Origin of the sequence: Vibrio sp. STUT-A11 (assembly GCF_026000435.1) — a bacterium.
Lineage (GTDB): Bacteria > Pseudomonadota > Gammaproteobacteria > Enterobacterales > Vibrionaceae > Vibrio.
The window spans coordinates 1515404-1538249 of the sequence record NZ_AP026764.1 but is presented as its reverse complement, the minus strand read 5'-3'; the positions used below and the strand labels follow the sequence as shown (position 1 = coordinate 1538249).

Sequence of the window (22846 nt, the reverse complement as noted above, 5' to 3'; positions counted from 1 at the left end):
CGTTTTGGTTTTGGGGAGAAGATTATTTTGATCGTCGAGTTAGTAGGGTGTACCAGCTCCGGGAAGTCGACGTTGCTGAGAAAAATAGTGGACAGGCATCAGGACAATTGCCCTGAAGTGATAGCTGCGCAGACGTTTGTTTTTCGAGTGACACACCTGTCCTGGTTAAAACACGCAATGCTCAGGCGTATTGCTACTAACCTGATCGGCTTAGTCTATTGTTTACTTAATTTTCATAAAAACATAACTATACTTAATTTTTCTTTTGCTTACCTTAAACGACTTCCTTCTACAATCAGTTTACGCGAGCGGATAAAAATAGCCCGGATAGTGCTTCGTAATACCGGTATTTATGAGTTGATTCGTCGTTATGATAGCAAGGAGACGATCGTCGTTCTTGACGAAGGTTTCTTACAAATTGTTCACTATTTATTTGTCTATGAGTCGATGGCTCCTGATATAAAACAGGTAGATAAACTTCTCTCACAGATACCTATTCCAGACGCTGTGATCCTCCTGTCCGCACCTAAACGGGTGCTTAAAGAGCGAACGCTGGCTCGCGGTCATGACCGAATCAAAGCTGGTTCTTCCGAAGCGGTTGAAGCCTTCATTAGTCATGCGTTAGAAGTATTTGAATGCCTTAAAGCATCTCCAGAAATCAGACAAAGGTTAGTCGCCGTCAATTCCTGTAGCAATGTCCAACCTTTCGTCACTAACGGGGATCAAAGTTCTGATGTAAATAGAATCATCGAAATTTTGATTAGTGGATGTATATATGGCAAAGCATGAACAGGGGAATGGTCGTGCAGCGGTGATAGCATTAGTTGGACCTGAAGCGACAGGTAAGAGTACGATAGCTCGAGAGTTGGAAAGTTGGCTAGCCTCCATGTACAACGTTCGTTCCATACATGTTGGAAAACCCCCCGCAACCTGGTTAACATTTCCTGTACGTATATTATTGCCCTTGGTTAAAAGACTCTTTCCAAAAAGTAGGACATCTAGGTTAAAGGGGTACGTTACCTCGGCGCAAAATTCTGATATCAGCGATGTAGACGAACCCCAACGAAATACTATTTGCTTTTCAGCATTGGTCAATGCTGTCTGGAATGTTTGTATTGCCTGGGAGCGCTGTAATCTACTCGTGTCCAGCCATAAAGCTGCTAATAACCATACGTTTATTGTGTGTGACCGTTACCCTTCCTATCAGCCCGGAGCGATGGACAGTGCCAGGCTGACTTTGCATGTCGAGCAAAAAGGGCTTAAGGCGTCTTTATACAATCAATTAGCATTGATAGAACATCGAATATATCAGCAAATTCCAGCCCCAGATATTGTTTTGCAGCTCAGTGTTTCTCTTGAAACAGCAAAACAGCGCAACAGAGAGAGAGTCAAAGAAGACAAAGAAGGCGATCGATATATAGAAGCTCGTCGCCTGCATACGCAAAGCTGGCAGCGAATGGGGAATGAAGTCATCTACCACATTGATACTGAGCAGCCTTTCGCTGATACGGTTAACAGGGTCATCGATGTTATTAAGAAGGCAGTAAATGGTAAATGACAAATCACATTCGTCTCGTGTGCTCGATGGTGCCGCGATAACTACAGTTGCAGCGGTGACTCAGGGTATAGGTCAAATATTACTGCTTGCAGTATTGGCTAGGCATATCAGTCAAGAAGGGTTTGGACTGGTCACGGCAACATTGGTGGTTATTGGTTTAGGGCGTCAGTTCACAGAGGCATTGATAAGACCTGTCATTATCCAGAGAGAGCATTTGTCTGTGCAAGATATCGGCACCGCATCACTGATTTCATGGTGTTTTGCATTTTGTGCCGTTATGTTGCTATTTTTCTTTGCACCCCAGATAGGGAACGTATTATCTGAACCAGATATCGTCCCCATAATTAAAGCGCTTTCATTTATTTTTGTCATTCAGGCACCATCTCTGGTCGCTGAGGGGGTGCTATACCGTGAACTCAAGTACCCATCAATCGCTTTTGCAGAAATGATGTCATTTTTGTTCGGCTATACACTGGTTGGCGTAGTTCTGGCTCTAGAAGGATTTGGTGTATGGGCTTTGGTTTGGGCCTATTTAGCTCAGGTAGGAGTCAAATGCATTTTCTTGATCTGGCAAAAGCCTAAAACGCTGATAATCGCTTTTCATCTTCGAACATTTCGTCACATTATATGGATGTCTGGCGGATTTAGTGTCGCTAAAGTATTAGGATACATCGCTACTCAGATCGACTATCTGGTTGTTGCTGCAACAATGAACTCCACGGCTGTTGGTATATACGGCAGGGCTTATCAATTAGTTGGTATGCCATCAATGCTGATTGGACAAGTGCTAGAGCGTATCATGTTTCCCATTTATTCCCGGCTGCAGAATGATCGTCAAAAAGCAAAGGATTACTATGGTAACGCGGTAGCACTCAGCTCCACAATAATGGCTCCTATGACGGTCCTGTTTGTCGTGCTCGGGCCGGAAATTGTGCATCTTATTCTAGGACCTGATTGGTCAGAGACAGTATTACCATTACAGATATTGTCATGCGCTATAATTTTTCGTATGGGCTATAAAGTGAATGACCCCTTAACTAAGGCAACTGGTTTGGTGTATCAAAGGGCATTTAGACTGGCGATTTACGCCTGTGCTGTAGCTGCAGGTGCTTATGTGGGGTCATGGTGGGGCTTGCCTGGCGTCTCATTGGGAGTGTCATTAGCGATTGTTCTGAATTTTTTCTTGATGGCTCAGTTAACCCTAAATTGGTTAAAGGTTTCTTGGCATTGGTTTGCCTTGAAACATATGCGAGCCGGAGTGTTAGTGTTGTTTTATTTTCCGTTATTACAGGGAACCTCCTCACTATTACACTATTTTGAAGTCGGTTATTTAGGCGTTATTTTCGGCGTTCTTACCGTCTTATTTGTTTCAGTTTTACTGCAAGCGATTATTTGGCCTTCACATGTTTTTAATTCTGATGTGCGTTGGTTCTTTCGAATTCTTGCTTTGCGTGTTCAGCCACAACGAAAAAGCAAACCGTCTTTAGACAAAAGGAATGAAGGCGTTGTCGTAGAACTTGATGGTTTAACCAAAGGTGAGCGAACAAGTATTCCAAATATCATAGTCAACAAATTAAGTAATGAAGGTATCCCTTCATCTGAGGTTTTAAAGCCTTTAAAACAGTACAAGTCAATGGTTGTCTATTACCTACATTGTCTAAACTTGGTTTGCCACGCATTGAAGCGATCTCCAAGGGCGACACTCTATGAGGTGCTGATGATTATTGGCTCCGAAACGCACATACCACATAATCTAGTAACAAATCTTATCTCATCTATCGCTTATCGGGAGCTTGTATCCAGAGCACAGTTTAAACGAGGTATTCATTTACTAGTGAGTGAGCCTGAAAAACCAGGTTCGAAATTATTTAAGCCAGACATATATCTTAATTTGACGGATTCTGAAGAGGAGAGCGGGTTACGGGAGCAGCGAATAGCAATGTTACTGAAGTCTAGTTGGTATGCGCGTAACGTCGAAGTTTAAACCATTACCTGCTACTTGAACCATATTAACTAGATAGACGCGGATGAGGCTCTGAGATTACTGAAGTGTTGGAAAGAGGATATTGGCCGCCATGAGATGGCGGCACTCTATTGTTAATTTTCTTTACTTGGTTGAATGTAAGCTTTTGTTCCCCACAGCGGTACCGTTGACAAACTGTGTTTGAAACTACCAGACGTCTCTTTGGTTGAGTATGAAAGGTACATCAGTGTTTGATTTTCTGGATCAAAAATACGGCGAATCTTCATCGATTTAAAAAAGATACTTTTTGATTTTTTAAAAACAACCTCGCCAGATTTGCTCATATCAATATTAGCGAGCATTTCAGGTGTAATTTCACCCGTTTGGCGACAAGAGATAGAGCTATCACTCGGGTCTGCCAGACTAAAATCCGCTTCAATACTGGCTACGTGACAAGTAACTCCCGGAACTTCGGGATCGACAAGCGTATTGAGTTTGATATCTTTCAGGGTGAACATGCCTAGTGACACATCACCGACCTCATCACTACCACACCCAGCAAGTAGGGTAACTAAGCCTAAAGCAAGTATGCTTTTTTTCATTATTTGAGCCTTCTTAACAAAAGTTTGTGGATTTAATCTATCAGACGTTAGCAAGTAAAACAAAATTTGGCGTTACCTCAGGACTTTAGCTAGGTTTGTTATAGGCTTCATGCTAAGGTACGGCCTCAAAACGAAGCTATGCGACATCTCTTTCGAGTTTCGAGTGTAGAACGACTCGACACGGGTTTGTTGTTGTCGATACAAGGTGCAAATATGCTTTTGTTTTTGACTTGCTACTCCTTTGTAGCCTGTGATTGTTAAGGTATGTAAATGAATGAAATACAGTTAGCCAGCATAGAGCGCAAGAACGCGTGGCTGCATGATCTGGTCGAAGTCGAATTTCCCACTGCTGAGAGCTTGAAAGGACGAGACATCTACTTTCAAACTCTAGAACAGCAACAATACCAAGTCGTTGATAAAAAGGTGTTGCTAGACCCAGAGGTGGATTGTAGAGCCGAAGAACTATTTCTGGTGGATTTTCATCGCCTGACCATCATGTTTTCAATCCTTCAGTCGCAGCGATGGGATAAACAATACGATCAAGAGATGGTCGTTGAATACCTGACCCAAATCATTTTGACACCTGATTTTGAACTCTACGTTGGGTTCAAAGACGGAAATCCGGTTGGAGCGGCAATCGTGAGTCAATTTCGAGGTAACACCCTTATTTCAGACGTCGCGGTTTCTGATTCAATAGAGAAAACCCAATTCGAGTCTGATCTTGCTAAAAGATTAAATAGCGAAGAAAAGCTATGTGAAAAGATAATCCTCGAGCGCTAATACCGTCAATAGCACTTGTATAACGCAGCAATCATCAATTTCATTATTCGCGATGCTACGTCTGCGACTTCTTACCCTTTCTTCTGTATGCGTAGATTAATTGCTGCCCTTGTACGAACATCTTATTGAAAAATTCACATTTTTAATGGTAGTTATCTGTAAATCGGTGATCTTGATTTAAAAACAGATAATTGTTCGAACTCAATTTTGCGAAATGCAGTGTTCATCGTTCAATCAATCCTAAACTCAAATATTATTGCTCTACATAATAAAAAGTTCAGCGATAGCTTTAAGGCGTTTGGGGGAAGGTAATGGCAATTAACAAAGTTAAATGCGTGATTTTTGATTGTGATGGAACACTGGTCGATAGCGAACGTTTGTGTTGTCAGGCTTTAGTCCATGTATTCAACCAGCATGGTGCTGAGCTCACAATGGATGAGTGTGTCTCCCACTTCAAAGGTGGCAAACTCGTCGACATTCTTCTGGATGCCAAAGCGTTAATGAACGTTAATGTGCCGATTGATGTACTGGAGCCAGAATATCGTCAAGAACTTCAAAAGCTCTTCGTGCGTCACTTGCAACCAATGGATGGTGCTAAGCGACTGCTCAACTTTTTTGATTCTCACAACATTGAATATTGTGTTGCATCCAATGGTCCAAAAGACAAAATAGAATATGCACTAGAGTTAACGGGGCTGTTGGATTGTTTTAAAGGGAAGGTGTTTTCTGCGTTTGATGCAAATAGCTGGAAACCCGAACCAGATCTTCTTATGTATTCTGCAATGAATATGGGGTTCTTGCCCGGTGATTGTCTTTACATCGATGATACGCCAAAAGGGGTGGAGGCAGGAATAAATGCCGGTATCAAAACTGTTCATCTTTTTAATGGTGAAGACATCAATCGTGTTGACGACGAACGCGTGATCAAAATCCAACATTTGGACGAATTAAAAGAGCAGTTGTTAGGCTGCTCTATATAGGTTTTACAATCACAAGCTCGAAACAGTTAGTGAAACATACGGCTTATACTATGAATGTGCTTAACTTTAGATTGTAAGTACGGCGTTTGGTGTAAACACTGGACTGAAGAAAAGTTCTTGGTGTGAAAACCGCAAGCTGAACAAGTGAACTTTTCGCCGTCTGAAGAAATTAAATATTCATCGCATTGGCATAGGGGACAGTTAAGGTTTTCGTTATTGTTTGTATCTTTGTACTTATTCATATTGTTTATCCAGCAGCAATTGGAACCGACAAGTTCAAGCATAGCGGAACGTAAGCTTGTTGAACATTCTTTCACAAGGTACAAATTGAACTTTCGATTCACTTCAAATATTTCAATTAAGTCGACGGTTTGTAAAATTCCAGTTAATAGAATTGAAGTGAAATTCAGATCGATAAGTTCACTGGGCTCTGTTTTAGGAGCCCAGTTCGCGCTATTTAGTACGATAACGAAGTAATACCTCTCCCAAATCAATGGTCGCTTTGGTTAAATTTGCAACCCCAATAGTTGACTGCTGGGCCACTTCTCTAATCGTACTGGATTGTGTACGGATGTCTGTCAGTTCCGAAGCAATGTCGTTGGCAACAGCACTTTGCTCTTCTGCTGAAGTAGAAATTTGGATACTCATGTCCATTAGCGAACGAGCTGAGTCAGCAATGGAAGAAATATCATGACCAATTTCATCAATTAACTGGCTACTGGTTTGTGCCTGTTTTACGGTACGATCAGTGATAGACGCGATGGTTTGGCTTTCAGTTTGTAATTTCTCAATCATCGCCTGAATTTCAACAGTAGCTTGCTGTGTTCGGCTTGCTAATGTACGCACTTCATCCGCGACTACCGCAAAACCGCGCCCTTGTTCACCCGCACGAGCGGCTTCAATAGCAGCGTTTAGAGCCAGTAAATTAGTTTGTTCAGAAATTGCATTAATGGTGGTTATTACATCATTAATTTGCGTAGTATTCTCATTTAAATGGGTAACGGAGTTTGCCGCTTGCTCAATATAGCCAGATAAGGTCTCTATTTCACCAATGACATTTTGTACGCGCCCACGGCTTAGTTCAATTTTATGCGCATCCTGGTCGGATTGTGTGGTCGCTTGTTGTGAGATGCTAGAAACTTCCTTAGCTGAAGCTGTCATCTCTTCCATTGCTGTCGCGACTGAGTCGAGCGTTTGATACTGGTGAGCGATTTGGGTTTCGCTTAAGTGCATGTCTTTTTCGAAAGCAGACGATGTCTCACTCAACGTGTTGGCGTTATTTTTAACACTGTTGACCAGCTCGGTCAGAGTATCCATGGATTTATCGAGCGCACAGCCAATAGTACCAAATTCATCACGGCCTGGATGAAACCCCAGCCGAGACGTTAGGTCACCTTCACCAATCTTTTGAGTCGTGCTGTACAGCACCCAAAGCGCACCGCCAATGAAAGTGGCAACCCAGTAGCAAAATAGAGCGAAAGGTAGGATCCAAACTAAGCTCAGAAGCAGCGAGTTTAGCGCGTTGGACTTGGCTTGTTGATACTCTGTGCTCAGGTTAGCGGTTAATTTAACCACTTCACCATGGTCGCTCCTTGAATAGACGGTAACGGTTCCGTCGATAAATTGATTTTGTTTCTGGCTATTCGCTTTGACAATCCCATTTACCTGGTAAATATCGGTTGGTTTTGCATCAATAATCCCTGACAGCTTTGCTTGTGCTGAAACGATCGATTGATGTTCAAACAGGTTGATCTCGTTGTAGTAGCGACTTCCTGCAACCGAAGTTAGAGCCAGTAGAAACAGTAGGAAGATAACCCAGACCTTGTCATTTATAGACATCTTAATAAAGAGCCGATCTATAGTTCTAAACTCAACTTCTCTCATTTAACACTCCGTTTGAGATGTAAGGTATTTGAACTCTTATATCGTCAGGGAAGCAGAAAACATGAGACTAAAATCATCAAAATATGTAACAAATATAACGCACAAACATAAATGCGTGACAATGGTCACATTAATGCGCTAGTGCAACGATTAGATTCAGACTTCGCGTTCTACTGAAGTGAGGGACAACTTTAATGGTGATCAACGTGCAATCGATTGCTTTTGACGCTGCTCATAGGAATTAAAATCTTTACTTTTCGCTGTCATAAATGTGTCATATAAAGGTTATAAAAAGGGAGTCACTGATACTTAAGCGGAAACATAGAGTGTCAGTACGAAGAGGCAAGTAAGCTTCAGCATAAAACAAAGGAGGTCACAATGAGCGACCAATATCAAAACGATGAGAATCTAGAGTTACTCGATGCGCTTGAAATCGGTATCATCTTGTCAGATTACATCGGCCCAGAAAACGAATCTGAGTAGGGTTCACTTATTCTCAACGCCGTGCTTAAGCCGTTATACTAAGTTCATCTTACATCAAATCTAACGGCATACATGGCGTCTAATGAATTTTCTTGCCCATTTACACATCGCAGATCACTGCAGTAGCCACTTATTAGGCAATTTGCTTGGAGACTTCGTAAAAGGAGATCCAAGCAAACAGTATCAAGCTGATATTTCCAATGGTATCAAACTGCATCGTTTTGTAGACCGTATTACTGACCATCATCCTATCGTTGAAGAGTGCAAGCCTCATTTTACGGGGGCTGCGCGGCGCTTCGCTCCCATTGCTCTGGATATGTTTTGGGACCACTGTTTAGCGAAACATTGGCATACCTTTCATCAGTGTTCGTTGGATAAATTTGTGAGTGATACGCATCAGCGGGTCGACAGAGACGTGGGCGATGACCTGCCAGAGCGATTTTTACTCTTGCATAGCAAAATGTGGAGTGGCGGATGGCTTCAGTCTTATCAGGATTTCGAAAATATCGAATTTGCACTGCACCGGATGTCAAAAAGAAGCCCAAGATTGGCAGATCTTACGACCACATTCGCCATTTTAGATCAAGAATACGCAATTCTGGAGGCAAAGTTTCCGCCTCTTTACAGCGATGTACTTCAACAAGCACTTGAGTACCATCAGAATTTACTCAATGCATAGGGTGTAAAGGTAGTATGGTCTGAAGGGCTCTGGTAAACTCTGCGCTCCAAAAATTATGAGGTTTATCATGTCCGTTAATTTTGCTGACCTTGGCATTGAACAAAACCTGGTGGAAACGCTGAGCAGGTTAAATATCGTGATCCCGACACCGGTGCAAGAAAAGTCGATTCCCCATGTATTGGAAGGGAAAAACCTGCTCGCTGCCGCGCAGACGGGTACGGGTAAAACGGCTGCGTTTGGCTTGCCGATTATTCAAAGCGTACAGCAAGAAAAACTTAACGGAACGCCAAAAGCTCTGATTCTGGTGCCTACGCGTGAATTAGCGCAACAAGTCTTCGAAAGCCTGTCCCAGTACGCGTCACAAACGGCATTAAACATTGTCTGTGTTTATGGTGGTACCAGTATTGGTGTGCAGAAGAAAAAACTGGAGGAAGGTGCAGATATTCTGATCGCAACCCCAGGACGCCTGTTGGACCATCTGTTTAACGGCAATGTAAACATTTCAAAGACGAGTACGCTTGTGCTCGATGAAGCCGACCGTATGCTGGACATGGGCTTTTGGCCTGATCTACAACGAATCTTACGTCGCATGCCGGAAGATAAACAGACCATGCTATTTTCCGCGACTTTTGAAAAGCGGATTAAAACCATTGCTTATAAGCTGATGGATTCTCCGGTTGAGATCGAAGTTACTCCGCCAAATACGACCGCAGAAACGGTTAAACAGATGGTTTATCCCGTCGATAAAAAACGTAAGCGTGAGTTGCTCGCCTACTTAATTGGTTCGAAAAACTGGCAACAAGTGCTGGTGTTTACCAAAACCAAACAGGGTAGTGATGAACTTGCGAAAGAATTAAAGCTTGATGGCATTAAAGCGGTGTCGATTAATGGCGATAAGTCGCAAGGCGCACGTCAACGAGCGTTAGATGAATTCAAACAAGGTAAAGTGCGTGCCTTGATTGCGACTGACGTTGCAGCCCGAGGGTTGGATATTCAGGAGCTTGAGCAAGTGGTTAACTTTGACATGCCATTTAAAGCAGAAGATTACGTACACCGGATCGGGCGGACAGGACGTGCAGGTAACTCTGGACTTGCTGTATCCTTAATGAGCCGAGACGAAGAGTATTTACTGCATGCGATTGAGAACTTACTCGATCAGCGCTTGCCTCAAGAATGGTTAGCGGGCTTCGAGCCAAGCCTAATTGAAGAGGTTGAGCCTGAGCGTAACGGTGGTGGTCGTAAGAGCCGCTCGGCAGAAAAACGCAAACTAAAAGCCAAGTTAGCCATCCACAAAAATCGTGGTAAAAACCGCCGTTAACTTAGAGTGCTTGTCGTTGATGCGAATACATCAAATACGATAACGATTTAGCTACATTAATAAGGTAAGTATTTCCGATTTGGTCTACCACTGCAGTACAGCGTAAAGCTGCAAGTATTTTCGAACCAGCTGTTGCTTGTTTGAACGTCGCAGTGGGTGACCAAACTTTATATAGCATGGGTTGATATCAAACCGCGAACTGAGGGAATGCGTAAGCTGTGATTCACTGGTGTATAAAGTAATGCCTTGCTCAGTGTATTCGTTTATCGGTTCTGGTAGCTCTCCCATCCACCAATGCAAAAGTTCTCTGCTGGTTTTACTTCTGCTCATCCAATGATCACAAACAAGAAAAAGTAGATCGTTAGGTTGCAACGCGTAACCATATTCACTTTGCCATTCCGTAATCGAAGAAAGCATTTTTTCGCGACAAGGCTTACCCGCACTGACCATGTGATAACTCAAAACCCATACCGTGCCGATTTCTGAGGTAATGCGATAATGGTGGGGAAGGTCGGGAGCATTGAGCACTTCAAGTGATTTAATCACAGTACTGTGACCAAAGTGACGAAGTGTATGCTCCATGCGTCTCGAAAATGCGAGACCTAAATGATGTTCGCTCATCCCTTGGTTGTGAACCGCGGGGTAATGCTTTTCGCAGATCTTTAGGCAGTCTTCCTGAAAATCATTAACACTTTGTATGACTAAATCGAGTAGCAAAGAATATCCCTTAACGGTTATCAAAATGATGAGCGAAAGTTAGCATAGCCTTTTTAGCATAGACTAAGTTGGATCGGCAACTTCTTGATCTAAACATCAAAATTGGGAATGCTATTCATCAATATCTTAGATAGTCCGATTTTTGGATAGAACGAATAGTCGTGAATTCGAGAATTGGACGATAAAACTCAAAGGGCAGTAAATGATTAAACTGGATAGAGCACAGAAAGAAACCTTAGCAACGGCGATTCAAGATTATATGGAAGATGAACTGAGTGTAGAAATTGGTCAGTTCGATTGTGAGTTCCTGATTGACTTTATCACTGAAAAGCTTGGCGCGGTGTACTACAACAAAGGCGTTGAAGACGCTAAAGCCCTATTAGAGCGCCGCATGCTAGAGGTTTCCGACGAACTGTACGAGATAGAACAGGAAGTAAAAATGTAAAATTCATGAATTCTTACATTTAACTTATTCAAAAAATTCGAACAGGTTGGTAGATGTGCTGTAATTGGCTAGATGTAAATATTGGTAAATAATCTGTTTCATATAAAGTAAATCGGTTAATGTGTTGTTTCTTGTTCAACATCGACACAGATAAACTCTTGGGAATTGAGATGGATACATCCGTAAAAAACTACAACCTTCTTACCCGCATCATGCACTGGTTATCCGCCATATGTATTGTTGGCTTATTTGCAGTGGGTTTATGGATGGTTGACTTAAGTTACTACAGTGAGTGGTATCGTACAGCCCCTCATTACCATCGTTCTATCGGCATATTGCTTGCGATCGTCACTGTGTTGAGGATCGTTTGGAAGCACATGAGCGCTTCACCTAAGCCTGAAGGCAAACCCTATGAAATCGTAGCGGCTAAGCTTGCGCATAGTGTGATGTATTTATTACTCATTACCATTTTTGCGACAGGATATCTTATTTCAACCTCAGATGGCCGCGGCATCGAAGTATTTGACTGGTTCACCGTACCCGGTGCCGGGGAGCTATTCCCACAACAGTCAGATATTGCGGGCGAAATACATTTCTACGCAGCATGGGCGATTATACTCATTGCTGGTTTGCATGCCGTTGCTGCACTCAAACACCATTTTATCGATAAAGACAACACATTAAGAAAAATGTTAGGAGCTTCAAAATGAAAAAGGCACTCTTTGCTACAGGACTAGCGATGGCTATGGCACTTCCGTTTGGTGCGCAAGCTGCAGATTATGTTATCGATACGAAAGGAGCGCACGCTTCTGTTAACTTCAAGGTAAGCCATTTGGGTTACAGCTTCATCAAAGGTCGTTTTAATACATTTTCTGGTGACTTTTCTTTTGATGAGAACAACGTTGCTGACTCTAAAGTGAATGTTATTGTTGATACCACAAGTCTGGATTCAAACCATGCAGAGCGTGATAAGCACATCCGTAGCGGTGATTTCATCGATGCAGGTAAATTTGGTCAAGCAACATTTACCAGTACAAAAGTTACCGATAAAGGTGACGGCAAACTTGATGTAACTGGTGATTTGACACTTCACGGTGTAACCAAGCCTATCACTATTGAAGCGGAATTCGTTGGTGCAGGTAACGACCCATGGGGTGGTGAGCGTGCTGGTTTCGTTGGTACTACTCGTCTAGAGCTAGCAGATTTTGATATCCCTGTAATGGGTTCTTCTAGCTATGTGGATATGGAACTTCATATCGAAGGCGTTAAGAAGTAATTTATTGCCACTCGTACAACAATATTAAAGCGCTCTTCAAACGAAGAGCGCTTTTTTAGTGCCAACTAACTAAAGTTAGTGTTTTATTGTTATGCGGTTTCTAATTCGTCTTGTTCTACTAGATTCAAACGCTCACCGTAAACGGGGCGCAATGCGTTCAGTATTTCGGCGCGTGTTACTACGCCAACCAGAAGACCATTCTCTAATACTGGAAGCACTTGAGGCTTACTGACGTTCATACTCTTGGCACGTTCCTCGAGTGAAAGAGACGTTAAGCGCGTTGCTATGCCCATATTGCTTGTAGGGAACAGTTTTTCTTTATCAATACACATGAATTCCACCACATCGACAAGTCGGTCATTAGCATCAATTGCAACTATGTCACGGCTCATTAAATCAACCACTTTCTGACCTTTAACGGGAATATAATCCTCACACCAAAGATCAACCATGATATCGTGCGCTGAAAAGAAGCCTACTAAGCGGTTATGTAGATCAACGACAGGGGCGCTTGTTAAATGATTATCCAGTAAGGTATCAAGTGCGGTGACAACAGGAGTTTCTGCGCTGATAGTCACTGGGGCTGGGTTCATTACGTCCTTAACAAAAGAGCTGTTTTTCATGTTGGATTCCTTAACTGACATGAGTTGTGTAGTTTTAGTGATGGTTTCAATGTTGGCGGCTTTTAGTTCTGGTCGACGGAAAATACACCAGTTTGATAAGCCAACTAATACTGCGCCGCCGACAATATTTCCAAGAGTGACTGGGATTAAGTTTGCTGTGACAAAGTGAAATACATTTAGATCAGCGTATTGAGATGCCGGGACGCCGAGAGAGACCCAAAATGACTCTGGAGCAAAATTCGCGATAACGATACCTAGCGGGACCATGAACATATTGGCGACACAGTGCTCAAAGCCACTACTGACGAACATCGCGACAGGTAAAATGGTCATTACCGCTTTTGTCATTGCATTCGCAGAGCTAAAAGTCAGCCAGATTGCGAGACAGACCAAAAGGTTACACAGAATACCGAGAGCAAATGCCTGAATTAACGTGTGATGAAGTTTGTGCTGCGCAATGTTGAGCGCATTTAACCCCCACTGGCCGCCATCCATCTGGTATAAACCTGCAGCCGTGACCAGTGCGAGTAACAGCATTGCTCCTATAAAGTTACCAACATAGACCTTGCCCCAAATAGATAGCATTTTTGCAAAAGAGATCTGCTTATTCGCCCAAGATATGCTTGAAAGCACAGAGCTAGTAAACAGTTCACCGCCACAGATAACGATAAGAATCAAACCCATACTGAAAGCCAGTCCGCCTGCAAGACGACTTAATCCCCAACCTGCGCCTGCACTGCCCGTTGTCACCGTGATATAGAACAAGAACGCTAAACCGATAAATGCGCCAGCCATAGTGGCAAGACTGAGCGTCATTGAGCTCGTTTTTTGTGCTTTGCTCAGTGCAAACTTCTCTGCCTCAGCCATCATTTCTTTCGGAGAAAAGTACTGGTGATTGTCAGAGTTGATCACCGCCATATAGACTCCTTAGTTCTTGATGCCATAGAAACTCCTTGATTTATAAACTCAAACTATTGTTGTTGTATTTAGAACTGCGATATTCCTGAACCGCACAATCAGGCTAATAGGAAAATAGCGACAGGGAAAATTGATATTGTTTAAGGTTCACATCAATTACATTGATAACTGATCAAAGATGAGTAAAATGAACGCCGTTGCTTATGTTTTTAATCAAGTGAGGGTATGAGAATACTCGCTCGTAAAGGAGGACACATTGCGCTATTCATTAAAGCAATTAGCCGTTTTTAATGCAGTTGCCGATTCTGGAAGTGTAAGCCAGGCTGCAGACAAGCTGGCTTTAACACAATCGGCGACAAGTATGTCGCTCTCACAATTAGAAAAAATGCTTGGCCGACCATTATTTGAAAGGCAGGGCAAACAAATGGCATTAACGCATTGGGGGATGTGGCTGAGGCCGAAAGCAAAGCGTTTGTTACAAGATGCTTTACAGATTGAAATGGGCTTTTACGAGCAACACTTATTAAGCGGAGAAGTTCGCCTTTGTGCGAGTCAAACGCCAGCAGAGCACTTAGTTCCTGATCTTATCAGTATTATTGATAATGACTTCCCTGAGATGCGTATCTCTTTAAAGGTGAAAAGTACCAGAAGCGTCCTTGAAGGCGTATTGGATTACAAGTACGACTTGGGCATCATTGAAGGCCGTTGCGATGACAACCGTTTGCATCAGGAAGTCTGGTGTCGCGACCATCTGACGGTTGTCGCGGCTTCACATCATCCTTTTGCAAAGCGTCAAACCGTAAGTTTAGCCCAGTTAGAACAAGCAAAGTGGGTATTGCGAGAAGATGGCTCTGGGACACGCAAAACCTTTGATAGCTCGATCAATAAACTGATAGAGGATCTTGATGTTTGGCGTGAATACGAACACGTACCTGTACTCCGTAGTCTTGTTGCCAATGGGCAGTATTTAACTTGCTTGCCCTATTTGGATGTGGAGCGTTATATCCAAGCCGGTCTGCTGGTTGCTTTAGATGTTCCAGAGCTAAAAATGGAGCGTACGCTTTCTTTTATTTGGCGAGCTGACATGGCAGAAAACCCACTAGTAGACTGCATTAAGCGTGAAGGTCTACGTATGATGAAAGGGAAACCAACTGTTTTATAAGCGACTAGGTTTGTATGTGGTGGGGGTTTAATTATTTACTAAATCTGTTGATTTATCGTTTACGTCAAATTTATAGTGTAATAAATGAAACATAAACAAGTTATTTGTGATCAATGTCACCGATAAGGTCGAGGAATACTTCTAGTATCGGTTCTTGATTTCAATGTTTAAAGCCAGTTATCAAACCAGAAGGGTCTGATACTAGCTAAGCAGGTACGAATACCATGACGACACTATTAGCGATTTCTATTACTACTGGGATTTTGTCCGGCGTTTGGGGATGGATAGCTATCTCTTTAGGCCTTCTATCCTGGGCGGGATTTTTAGGTTGTACTAGTTACTTTGCCTCCCCGACAAGTGGCCTGAAAGGATTGGCAACCAGTCTTATTACTAATTTAACTGGTGTGTTTTGGGCTATGGTTATTATTCATGGTTCTACTTACGCAGGGTTAGAAATTTTGGGCTACGTAATAACGGCTATCGTAGCTTTCTTTATGTGTATTCAAGCCAAGCAAGCCTGGTTATCTTACATTCCTGGTACATTTATTGGCTCCTGTGCAACCTTTGCAGCCGATGGGAACTGGCAACTTGTCGTACCATCGCTTGTGTTAGGTGGTGTATTTGGTTACCTAATGAAGGCGACTGGTCTTTGGTTACACTCGAAATCAAATGCTACTCCTACCTCTTCGCTCGCTGAGCAAGTGCAGTAGTGACCCCCGATCTAATTGGTATCCACTGAGAATTGAGTATTCTTTTTCTCAATTTTATTCATCAAACTTATTGATATTTGATACAAGCACACTTTGACAGTGTGCTTTTTTTTACTAATTATTCGTTCTAGGTATTACCACTTGCCATAGTGACGATGCGTTTTAGCGTCCAACGCAAGAGTACTGGTATACATTCCATGCCATTCTCTTCACAATGCGAAACAATCGCTAGCGCTAAATCTGGCTTAGCATGTTTTTTTAGCACTCGGTTTACCACTTTTTTGGCAGGGATTTGATGATCATGAGGAATCTTTATCATGTCCTTAAAGAAAATTTCAAATCCATGGTTGTAAAGGAAATGTTCGATATCTCGATCAGGTAACTCTGTTAAGCGGTGGCGCTCTTGATCATGTTCTAGTTGTGATCGAACCGTATGAGCGTACTTTTTACCCGCCGCATCACCGTCTGTTACTACGTGCCAGTCAATACCAAATTCTTTGGCAACTTTGATAATTGAACGCAAGCCGGATTGGGCAAACTCGACTATTTGAACGCCCTCGGCCGCTAAATCATAACCACATTGACGTGCCAGTTCATTAAAAAGCCAAACTTCGGTTTCACCTTCAACCAAAAGCCAGCAACGAGCAAAGAGCGCACCTGCACGGTGAAAGCGAATGTGAAATCCAATTCGCCTTAATTCATCTCGACCAAACTTAGACGAGTTAAGGCTTTTCGCAATAGTGCGATCTGATAAGCGGTACAAGCGACGTATTGAATAGAGAGGAACAGAGCCAAGCAAACTCCCGCTGTTGGTCGTAAGGATTTTTTGCATCGGCAATAGCTGAAGTAAGGACCAGGCTCTCGCTAAATGGGTAGGATGTAAGCGACCTTCAGGGTCTTCAATGATTAAGATTGGTCGTGCACAACGTCTTAGCTCTGTTGGGCCTTTTGCTTGCAAGTAAGTGTTGAGCAAGCCCATTAGAAGTAAGCGACTTTGCTTGTCCTTAGTTTCCCTCAAGTATTGGCTCAGACCTTTATCAGAAGGGTGGCTGTTATAAAACAGACCATCTCTTGGTTTCCTTGGATTCCCTCTGCTGGTAGTGCGGAATGCAAAATAGTGGTCAACCAGAGTCTGCATAGAGGCAAGGCTACTGCGAATTTCGCCCTTGTTGACTTGACCTGGCATGGCTAATAGTCGTCGACATGTATTGTCAATACGCTTTTCAATTCGGGCGTTCTTACCATCTCCATTAACATGAGATGAATGAGGGAAGCGACGAGAGTCCCTTAAGCGAATAACAGGATGCAGTGTCATCAACTCGACTGCGATCTTTTCAGAATGATGTATCTGTTTAGTTTTACCCTCGCGGTCTAGGAATCCGTAACTAGTCGTAATGTTATGTTCATCTCGAGCGCCACTGATACGATAGTAGATGACGTGTCCACCGCTTTCTTTGGTACACCAAACAGGTTTTAGACGGCGGTAACGACCCGCTTTTATCTCTTGTTTGTCTTGTGCTCGAAAGCAAAGAATGATCTCAATATGTTGAGTTTGTGGATGAGCGATAGCGTAGTCAACATGAAAATCTTTCAGTTCAAACTCGTAAAGCTTGCCGTCTGGTGGTAATGCAATAGACAAGGCATCGAGTAATGAAGACTTACCCCATGTATTCTCACCAATGAGAGTGGTGAGTTCATCAAAAGAGAGTGAAAGGCGTTTGATGCCTCTAAACCCGGAGATTTCGATGCGTTCTAGTCTCATCTCAATCCTCCTCGCAATTATTTGAATTATAGAGAATTATCTTGCTGTCTCTAAGCATATAGTAATTCTTAAATGTTGCTATAAGCTCAGTTCACAAATTTACGAGAGCCTGCATAGGAAGTGGATCGATACGTTTATGAAATGTGAGTTAACCTAAGTAGGGTCTCGTAAAACTGAAATGGAAATTCGCTGTTTCATAAAATTCATGATTCTGTCATGATCCACTCCTTATTATTATAAGGAATGAAAAGAGAGAAGATGAAAATGAATAAAAATCATAAGCCAGTAAGAATCAAACTGGCACACATCAATGACACTCATTCCTACTTTGAGCCAACGTCATTACAGCTAAAACTAAAAATCAACAAAGAAGTTACTTTAGAGCCTTATGTTAGTGCCGGTGGCTTTTCGCGCATTGCAACACGAGTTGAACAACTACGCGACGATGCTAAACGTCAAGGGCACGGAATGTTGTTTTTACATGCCGGAGATTGCTTCCAGGGCACGTTGTACTTTTCTCTGTTTAAAGGCAAAGCCAATGCTGACCTACTAAACGCGCTACAAATCGACGCGATGGCATTAGGCAACCATGAATTAGACATGGGAAATGAGCCCGTAGCGCAGTTCTGTCAGCGTACCAATTTCCCGTTGCTTGCTGGTAACTGGGATCTGTCTAACGAGTCAGTCTCTAAATCTCATCGTGTGAGTGATTGTGGCGATGTACTGAGCTACCAGCATCAAACTCAAAGCGCACAATATATGGTGAAAGAGTTTGATGGCGTGCCAGTGGCGATTTTTGGTCTGTCGATCGATAAAATGAGTGATATAGCGAACCCCGACGCCGATACGCCATTCGTGGCCGCAATTGATACTGCCAAAGCGACCGTCGACCAAATCCACGCTGCTGGGATAAAAAATATTATTTTGCTTAGCCATCTGGGTTATGAAGGTGACTTAGAACTGGCAGAAAAAGTCGCCGGGATTGGTATCATCGTCGGTGGTCACAGTCATCGATTGCAAGGTGACTTTTCATCGATAGGCTTAGGTAAAGACGACCCATACGGCGTAAACGTGAACGGTACTTATGTGGTGCAGGCCGGTTACCACGCATTGACGATTGGCCATTGTGTGCTTGAGTTCGATGAAGAGGGAATAGCGACGATGCTAAGTGGTCAAAATGAGCTGTTGCTTGGCCGTCGTATATTTTGGGACTCCTCACTCAACCAACAACTGGACCAGGGCGTATTTGAAACAGCGTGTGACTTTATTCATGGCCAGTCAAATGTCGTCGTGTGTAAAAAACACCCTGAGACACAGGCTATTTTAACGGACAAGTACATCCCACGCGTGCGCGCACTTCAATCTCAGGTTATCGCGAATATCGAAAATAAAAAGCGCCATGTACGTATCCCAGATGAATTTGGAGGCAGTGAGCTTGCTTCTGCGGTTGCACATTCATTCCTGCATAGCTTAAATCAACGTGGACATGAGATTCAGTTCGCGATTCATAATGCTGGTGGCGTCAGAACGTCACTTAATCCGGGAAAACTTACGATTGCCGACGTTGCCGGACGTTTATTGCCATTTGCCGTCCCTATTGGTTTTTATAACGTGCAAGGAAGTGTGATTCGCCGAGCTTTAGAAGGCGCAATTAACAATGCGTTGAACAATGGTGTCGAAGGCACTGGCTCTGGTAGTTACCCGTACACATACAACCTGAACTTTGAGTACAAAGCCCACCTCCCTAAAGGAAAACGTATCACCGTATTAGAAATTTTCAGCGAGAGTCGTTGGGTTAAGGTACAAGATGAGGTTTGGTATCGTGGTGCATCATCGGCATATACAATGAAAGGCAAAGAAGGTTACGAAGCCCTATTGGATATGGAAGGAGAGGGCAGTGTCAGCAATCTGTCTATGGCGGATTGTTTCATTGAACTGCTTACTGATGATCCTAACTGTTTGAACCAAAGTCACAAATTCTATACTCAGCAGCGCAGTTAGCCATTTTTGGTGCCCATCTTGCTTATCATCTCACGATAAATGTGGTGAAGGTAAAACGGATGTGGAATAAAGACTGGAGTGATGTTGCGGTAGTTGTTGCATGGGTTGCCGCTTGGTCATTACTAGCACATGTTATGCCTGTGGTGGGGTATTGACCTGAGTAAAATATTAACAAAGGGGCGCGGTTGTGCTCCTTTTTTAGTTGGAAAAGATTCATCTAGCTAATGCACTGAATATTATAAAGTATCTCTGCTTTATCGATAGCAATTCTTTGTTGGAAAATAAAAATGACAGGCGTATGATTGCCTCGTTTGGGGAGTAGTTAGCGCAAGTTTACTTATCGTCATCTCGTTAAGCGTATGCTTATCCGGTAAGTAAAGGTGTCATAGATTCAATAAATTTGGCACTTCAACGAGACCAACGCATTCAGCAACTAACAGACACATTATCAATGTGACTGTTGGTTTAGTTTGTATGCGGAAGGTCACCAAACCAGTGGTTCTTCCGCGTAGGAGGAAGCATGTCTTTTATTGAAAATACCACTCAAGTTAGTCAATCGGTTCTGTTTCAAGAGTCTCTCAACATGTATGCCGTTTTCGGGCTATTTACACTCGTTTTAGTCGCTCTGGATATTTACCAAACGCGTGGCGGCGTTGTTACGATGAAAAAAGCCATTGTTTGGAGCATCTTTTGGTTTTTGTTGGCTTTTGTGTTTGCAGGTTCAATCTATCTGTTTTGGGATTTTTATGCGGCCCACAGCGACTATTCGAATACTAAAGCGGCAGTTTCGTTCCTCACCGGTTATCTGCTCGAAAAATCACTCAGTGTTGATAATCTATTTGTATTCGCGATCATTTTTGCTCAGTACAAAGTTCCTGAACACCTACGACCAAGAGCGCTGCTTTGGGGTGTCATCGGTGCTCTGTTACTTCGTGCCGTTATGATTGCTGTCGGGGTGCAGCTATTGGCTCAATATCACTGGGTATTGTACTTATTCGCGGCATTTCTGATCTGGACCGGCATACAACTCGCAAAGGGAAATGATGAAAACGAGGAGATTAATCCATATCCGGAGAAGTTCATCCGCAAGCTAATTCCAATAACCGATGATTACTACAGTAATCACATGATATTGAAACAGGCAGGTAAGTGGGTGGCGACTCCGATGTTGATCGTCGTAGGTGTGATTGCTGTAATGGATGTGATGTTTGCACTAGACTCCATTCCCGCGATTTTTGCAGTCACACGAGAACCTTTTTTGGTGCTTGCCGCAAACGTATTTGCTTTACTTGGGCTTCGCTCATTGTACTTTGTATTACAAGCCATGCTGGATAAGTTTGTTTACTTAAAGCCTGCTTTGTCAGTGATCATGATGTTCATTGGTGTGAAAATGCTTTTGGTTGGTACGGACTATGAAATACCGACGATTTGGTCTCTCACATTCCTAATTCTGGTGATGACCTCTGCCGTTGTCGCTTCGGTTCATAAGAACAAAGAAAGCACAGCCTCTAGGGTTAATATTACTAATCAAAAATATTGACGTGTTTAGTGTGTTAATTTGATATTGAATATTATATAGGTTAATGAAATGTTGCTAAATCGGATTTAAATATGAGGTAACTTAAAGTTATTCAAGCAGTGTTGGGCTATTTTGAATAAATATTCGTCTGGCGAGTATTAGTATATCCAGTGTTTGTTATAGGTTTGTTCCATTAGAAAAAGTAATTCGAAAGGGTAGTTTTTGTCACTTTTTAAACTGAAACGATATGACTATTATACACCCAACAACACAGATTACTGCTTTAAAGAGAGGCAATCATGGCACAAGCAATGCAAATGACAACTGTAGCTTTACCAACCTCTATGGATAAGAAAACCTATACGGTAAATTTCAAAGGATTGCTAACTCACTTACTCGACATTCTTTTTGTAGATAACTCAGTACCACGCGGTTACTACGCAGAAGATTTGTCAGCTCATATTCAGAAAGATATCGGTATGTATCGTTAATCTGAAGACAGTAAATGAACAGAGCCAGCTTACTTAATAGCTGGCTTTTTTGTAATTATTTGATGGTCACTACGATGTGATATCACTATCCGTAGAGGACGTCGCCTGAAACAAAAACAGGGTTCCGACTGGAACCCTGTTTTTACGATAAAAGTAACGTCTATTACTTCTTACGGCAGTACTCTGCGATCACATACATAGACTGACCACCGTTTGCCTTACCTGAAACCAATTTTGGATCGTCACCAAGACTGATACCACGGATAACCGTACCTTGTTTAATCACTTGGTTTGTGCCTTTAACTGGTAGATCTTTAATTACCGTTACATCGTCACCTTTTTTAAGTTCGGTGCCGTTACAGTCAAGAGTTTTGTCATCGTCAGACATCCCCTTCATTGCCCAGTTCATTTGCTCTTCTTCCATGTACATCATGTCAAGAGCATCTTGAGCCCAGCTTTCAGTGTTTAGGCGAGTCAGTTGACGCCATGCCGTTACTTGTACTGCTGGCACTTGGCTCCACATGCTGTCATTTAGGCAACGCCAGTGGTTAATGTCTTTAGGTTCTTCGATCTCGCTTAGACATTTGTCACAAACCATAATAGCGGTATCAACTGTTACGTTACCGTGTGGTGGAACAGCGTAAGCAGTTAATGGAGATTCAGATGAACATAGTTCACATTTTGACTCGCAGCGTGCAAGCAAAGTAGATTCGATAGACATAAGGACTCACCTTAGTAATGTTATTTTGTGGCGGTATTATCCACTTTATCCTGATAAATAAAAGGGTGTTAGGAAATTTAGGTTTGGTTTTTACAATATTGCAACCTGATTAATGTAAATATGTAAAACATTTGGTAATAAAATTGATGTCGAAATATGAAAGTTCATCGTAACTATAGACAGCTATGAGTATTTAAGCAGCCCAGGCATGCAAATGCCCCCAATAATTGAATCTCAACTATTGAGGGCATGAC

General features: G+C 42.6%; 21 protein-coding genes. 15 read left to right on the top strand and 6 right to left on the bottom strand.

Annotated features, from left to right (window positions below):
- Window positions 1–87 precede the first annotated feature (87 nt).
- From OO774_RS22590 to OO774_RS22580, 3 genes are read left to right on the top strand one after another with little or no spacing between them, the layout of a single operon-like run.
- Complete coding sequence (locus OO774_RS22590; RefSeq protein ID WP_321274164.1) at window positions 88–789, top strand: hypothetical protein; 702 nt, start codon at window positions 88–90, stop codon at window positions 787–789.
- Window positions 776–1558, top strand: coding sequence for a hypothetical protein (locus OO774_RS22585; protein WP_264906921.1), 783 nt, complete (start codon window positions 776–778; stop codon window positions 1556–1558). Before OO774_RS22590 ends, OO774_RS22585 begins: the two co-directional genes overlap by 14 nt.
- A complete protein-coding gene (locus tag OO774_RS22580; RefSeq protein ID WP_264906920.1) occupies window positions 1548–3542 on the top strand; it encodes a lipopolysaccharide biosynthesis protein in 1995 nt (664 codons plus the stop codon). The genes OO774_RS22585 and OO774_RS22580 overlap by 11 nt, the downstream gene beginning before the upstream one ends.
- A 113-nt stretch (window positions 3543–3655) precedes the next feature.
- On the opposite strand, the gene OO774_RS22575 is transcribed toward OO774_RS22580, so the two are convergent.
- The gene (locus OO774_RS22575; RefSeq protein ID WP_264906919.1) at window positions 3656–4123 is read right to left on the bottom strand and encodes a CreA family protein; all 468 of its coding nucleotides are present in this window, start codon (window positions 4121–4123) and stop codon (window positions 3656–3658) included.
- A 270-nt stretch (window positions 4124–4393) separates the two neighbouring features.
- On the opposite strand from OO774_RS22575, the gene OO774_RS22570 reads away from it, so the two are divergent.
- Together OO774_RS22570 and OO774_RS22565 are read left to right on the top strand one after the other, a co-directional pair.
- Window positions 4394–4903 (top strand): flavodoxin, encoded by a 510-nt coding sequence (locus tag OO774_RS22570; protein WP_264906918.1) that lies wholly within the window; start codon window positions 4394–4396, stop codon window positions 4901–4903.
- A gap of 311 nt (window positions 4904–5214) precedes the next feature.
- A complete protein-coding gene (locus tag OO774_RS22565; RefSeq protein WP_264906917.1) occupies window positions 5215–5883 on the top strand; it encodes an HAD-IA family hydrolase in 669 nt (222 codons plus the stop codon).
- 453 nt (window positions 5884–6336) lie between these two features.
- Here OO774_RS22565 and OO774_RS22560 read toward each other — a convergent pair whose 3' ends face one another.
- Window positions 6337–7767, bottom strand: a complete 1431-nt coding sequence (locus OO774_RS22560; protein WP_264906916.1) for a methyl-accepting chemotaxis protein — start codon at window positions 7765–7767, stop codon at window positions 6337–6339.
- Between the two features lie 565 nt (window positions 7768–8332).
- Here OO774_RS22560 and OO774_RS22555 point away from each other — a divergent pair.
- Together OO774_RS22555 and OO774_RS22550 are read left to right on the top strand one after the other, a co-directional pair.
- On the top strand, window positions 8333–8929 hold the full coding sequence (locus tag OO774_RS22555) for an ACP phosphodiesterase (protein ID WP_264906915.1): 597 nt from the start codon (window positions 8333–8335) through the stop codon (window positions 8927–8929).
- A 67-nt stretch (window positions 8930–8996) separates the two neighbouring features.
- Window positions 8997–10247, top strand: a complete 1251-nt coding sequence (locus tag OO774_RS22550; RefSeq protein ID WP_264906914.1) for a DEAD/DEAH box helicase — start codon at window positions 8997–8999, stop codon at window positions 10245–10247.
- An 84-nt stretch (window positions 10248–10331) separates the two neighbouring features.
- Here OO774_RS22550 and OO774_RS22545 read toward each other — a convergent pair whose 3' ends face one another.
- Window positions 10332–10964 carry a hypothetical protein gene (locus OO774_RS22545; protein WP_264906913.1) on the bottom strand — a complete coding sequence of 211 codons (633 nt, stop codon included), beginning with the start codon at window positions 10962–10964 and terminating at the stop codon, window positions 10332–10334.
- A 202-nt stretch (window positions 10965–11166) separates the two neighbouring features.
- Here OO774_RS22545 and OO774_RS22540 point away from each other — a divergent pair, with 202 nt between their 5' ends.
- From OO774_RS22540 to OO774_RS22530, 3 genes are all read left to right on the top strand, one after another.
- A complete protein-coding gene (locus OO774_RS22540; RefSeq protein WP_264906912.1) occupies window positions 11167–11409 on the top strand; it encodes a DUF2164 domain-containing protein in 243 nt (80 codons plus the stop codon).
- A gap of 170 nt (window positions 11410–11579) precedes the next feature.
- Window positions 11580–12119, top strand: a complete 540-nt coding sequence (locus OO774_RS22535; protein WP_264906911.1) for a cytochrome b — start codon at window positions 11580–11582, stop codon at window positions 12117–12119.
- Window positions 12116–12685, top strand: coding sequence for a YceI family protein (locus tag OO774_RS22530; protein WP_264906910.1), 570 nt, complete (start codon window positions 12116–12118; stop codon window positions 12683–12685). Before OO774_RS22535 ends, OO774_RS22530 begins: the two co-directional genes overlap by 4 nt.
- A gap of 89 nt (window positions 12686–12774) precedes the next feature.
- Here OO774_RS22530 and focA read toward each other — a convergent pair whose 3' ends face one another.
- Window positions 12775–14226 (bottom strand): formate transporter FocA, encoded by a 1452-nt coding sequence (focA, locus tag OO774_RS22525; RefSeq protein ID WP_264906909.1) that lies wholly within the window; start codon window positions 14224–14226, stop codon window positions 12775–12777.
- Window positions 14227–14482: 256 nt separating this feature from the next.
- On the opposite strand from focA, the gene OO774_RS22520 reads away from it, so the two are divergent.
- Window positions 14483–15388 carry a LysR substrate-binding domain-containing protein gene (locus tag OO774_RS22520; RefSeq protein WP_264906907.1) on the top strand — a complete coding sequence of 302 codons (906 nt, stop codon included), beginning with the start codon at window positions 14483–14485 and terminating at the stop codon, window positions 15386–15388.
- Between the two features lie 224 nt (window positions 15389–15612).
- Window positions 15613–16098: a DUF1097 domain-containing protein gene (locus OO774_RS22515; RefSeq protein WP_264906905.1), complete on the top strand. Its 486-nt coding sequence runs from the start codon at window positions 15613–15615 to the stop codon at window positions 16096–16098.
- Between the two features lie 127 nt (window positions 16099–16225).
- Here OO774_RS22515 and OO774_RS22510 read toward each other — a convergent pair whose 3' ends face one another.
- Window positions 16226–17860, bottom strand: a complete 1635-nt coding sequence (locus OO774_RS22510) for an ATP-dependent endonuclease (protein WP_264906903.1) — start codon at window positions 17858–17860, stop codon at window positions 16226–16228.
- Between the two features lie 258 nt (window positions 17861–18118).
- Here OO774_RS22510 and OO774_RS22505 point away from each other — a divergent pair, with 258 nt between their 5' ends.
- The 3 genes from OO774_RS22505 to OO774_RS22495 all read left to right on the top strand — a co-directional run bounded on the left by OO774_RS22505 (window position 18119) and on the right by OO774_RS22495 (window position 21871).
- Window positions 18119–19861 carry a bifunctional UDP-sugar hydrolase/5'-nucleotidase gene (locus OO774_RS22505; protein ID WP_264906901.1) on the top strand — a complete coding sequence of 581 codons (1743 nt, stop codon included), beginning with the start codon at window positions 18119–18121 and terminating at the stop codon, window positions 19859–19861.
- 520 nt (window positions 19862–20381) lie between these two features.
- Complete coding sequence (locus OO774_RS22500; protein WP_264906899.1) at window positions 20382–21401, top strand: TerC/Alx family metal homeostasis membrane protein; 1020 nt, start codon at window positions 20382–20384, stop codon at window positions 21399–21401.
- A 278-nt stretch (window positions 21402–21679) separates the two neighbouring features.
- Window positions 21680–21871, top strand: coding sequence for a hypothetical protein (locus OO774_RS22495; protein ID WP_264906897.1), 192 nt, complete (start codon window positions 21680–21682; stop codon window positions 21869–21871).
- A gap of 163 nt (window positions 21872–22034) precedes the next feature.
- On the opposite strand, the gene OO774_RS22490 is transcribed toward OO774_RS22495, so the two are convergent.
- On the bottom strand, window positions 22035–22592 hold the full coding sequence (locus tag OO774_RS22490) for an alkylphosphonate utilization protein (RefSeq protein WP_264906895.1): 558 nt from the start codon (window positions 22590–22592) through the stop codon (window positions 22035–22037).
- Between the last annotated feature and the right edge of the window lie 254 nt (window positions 22593–22846).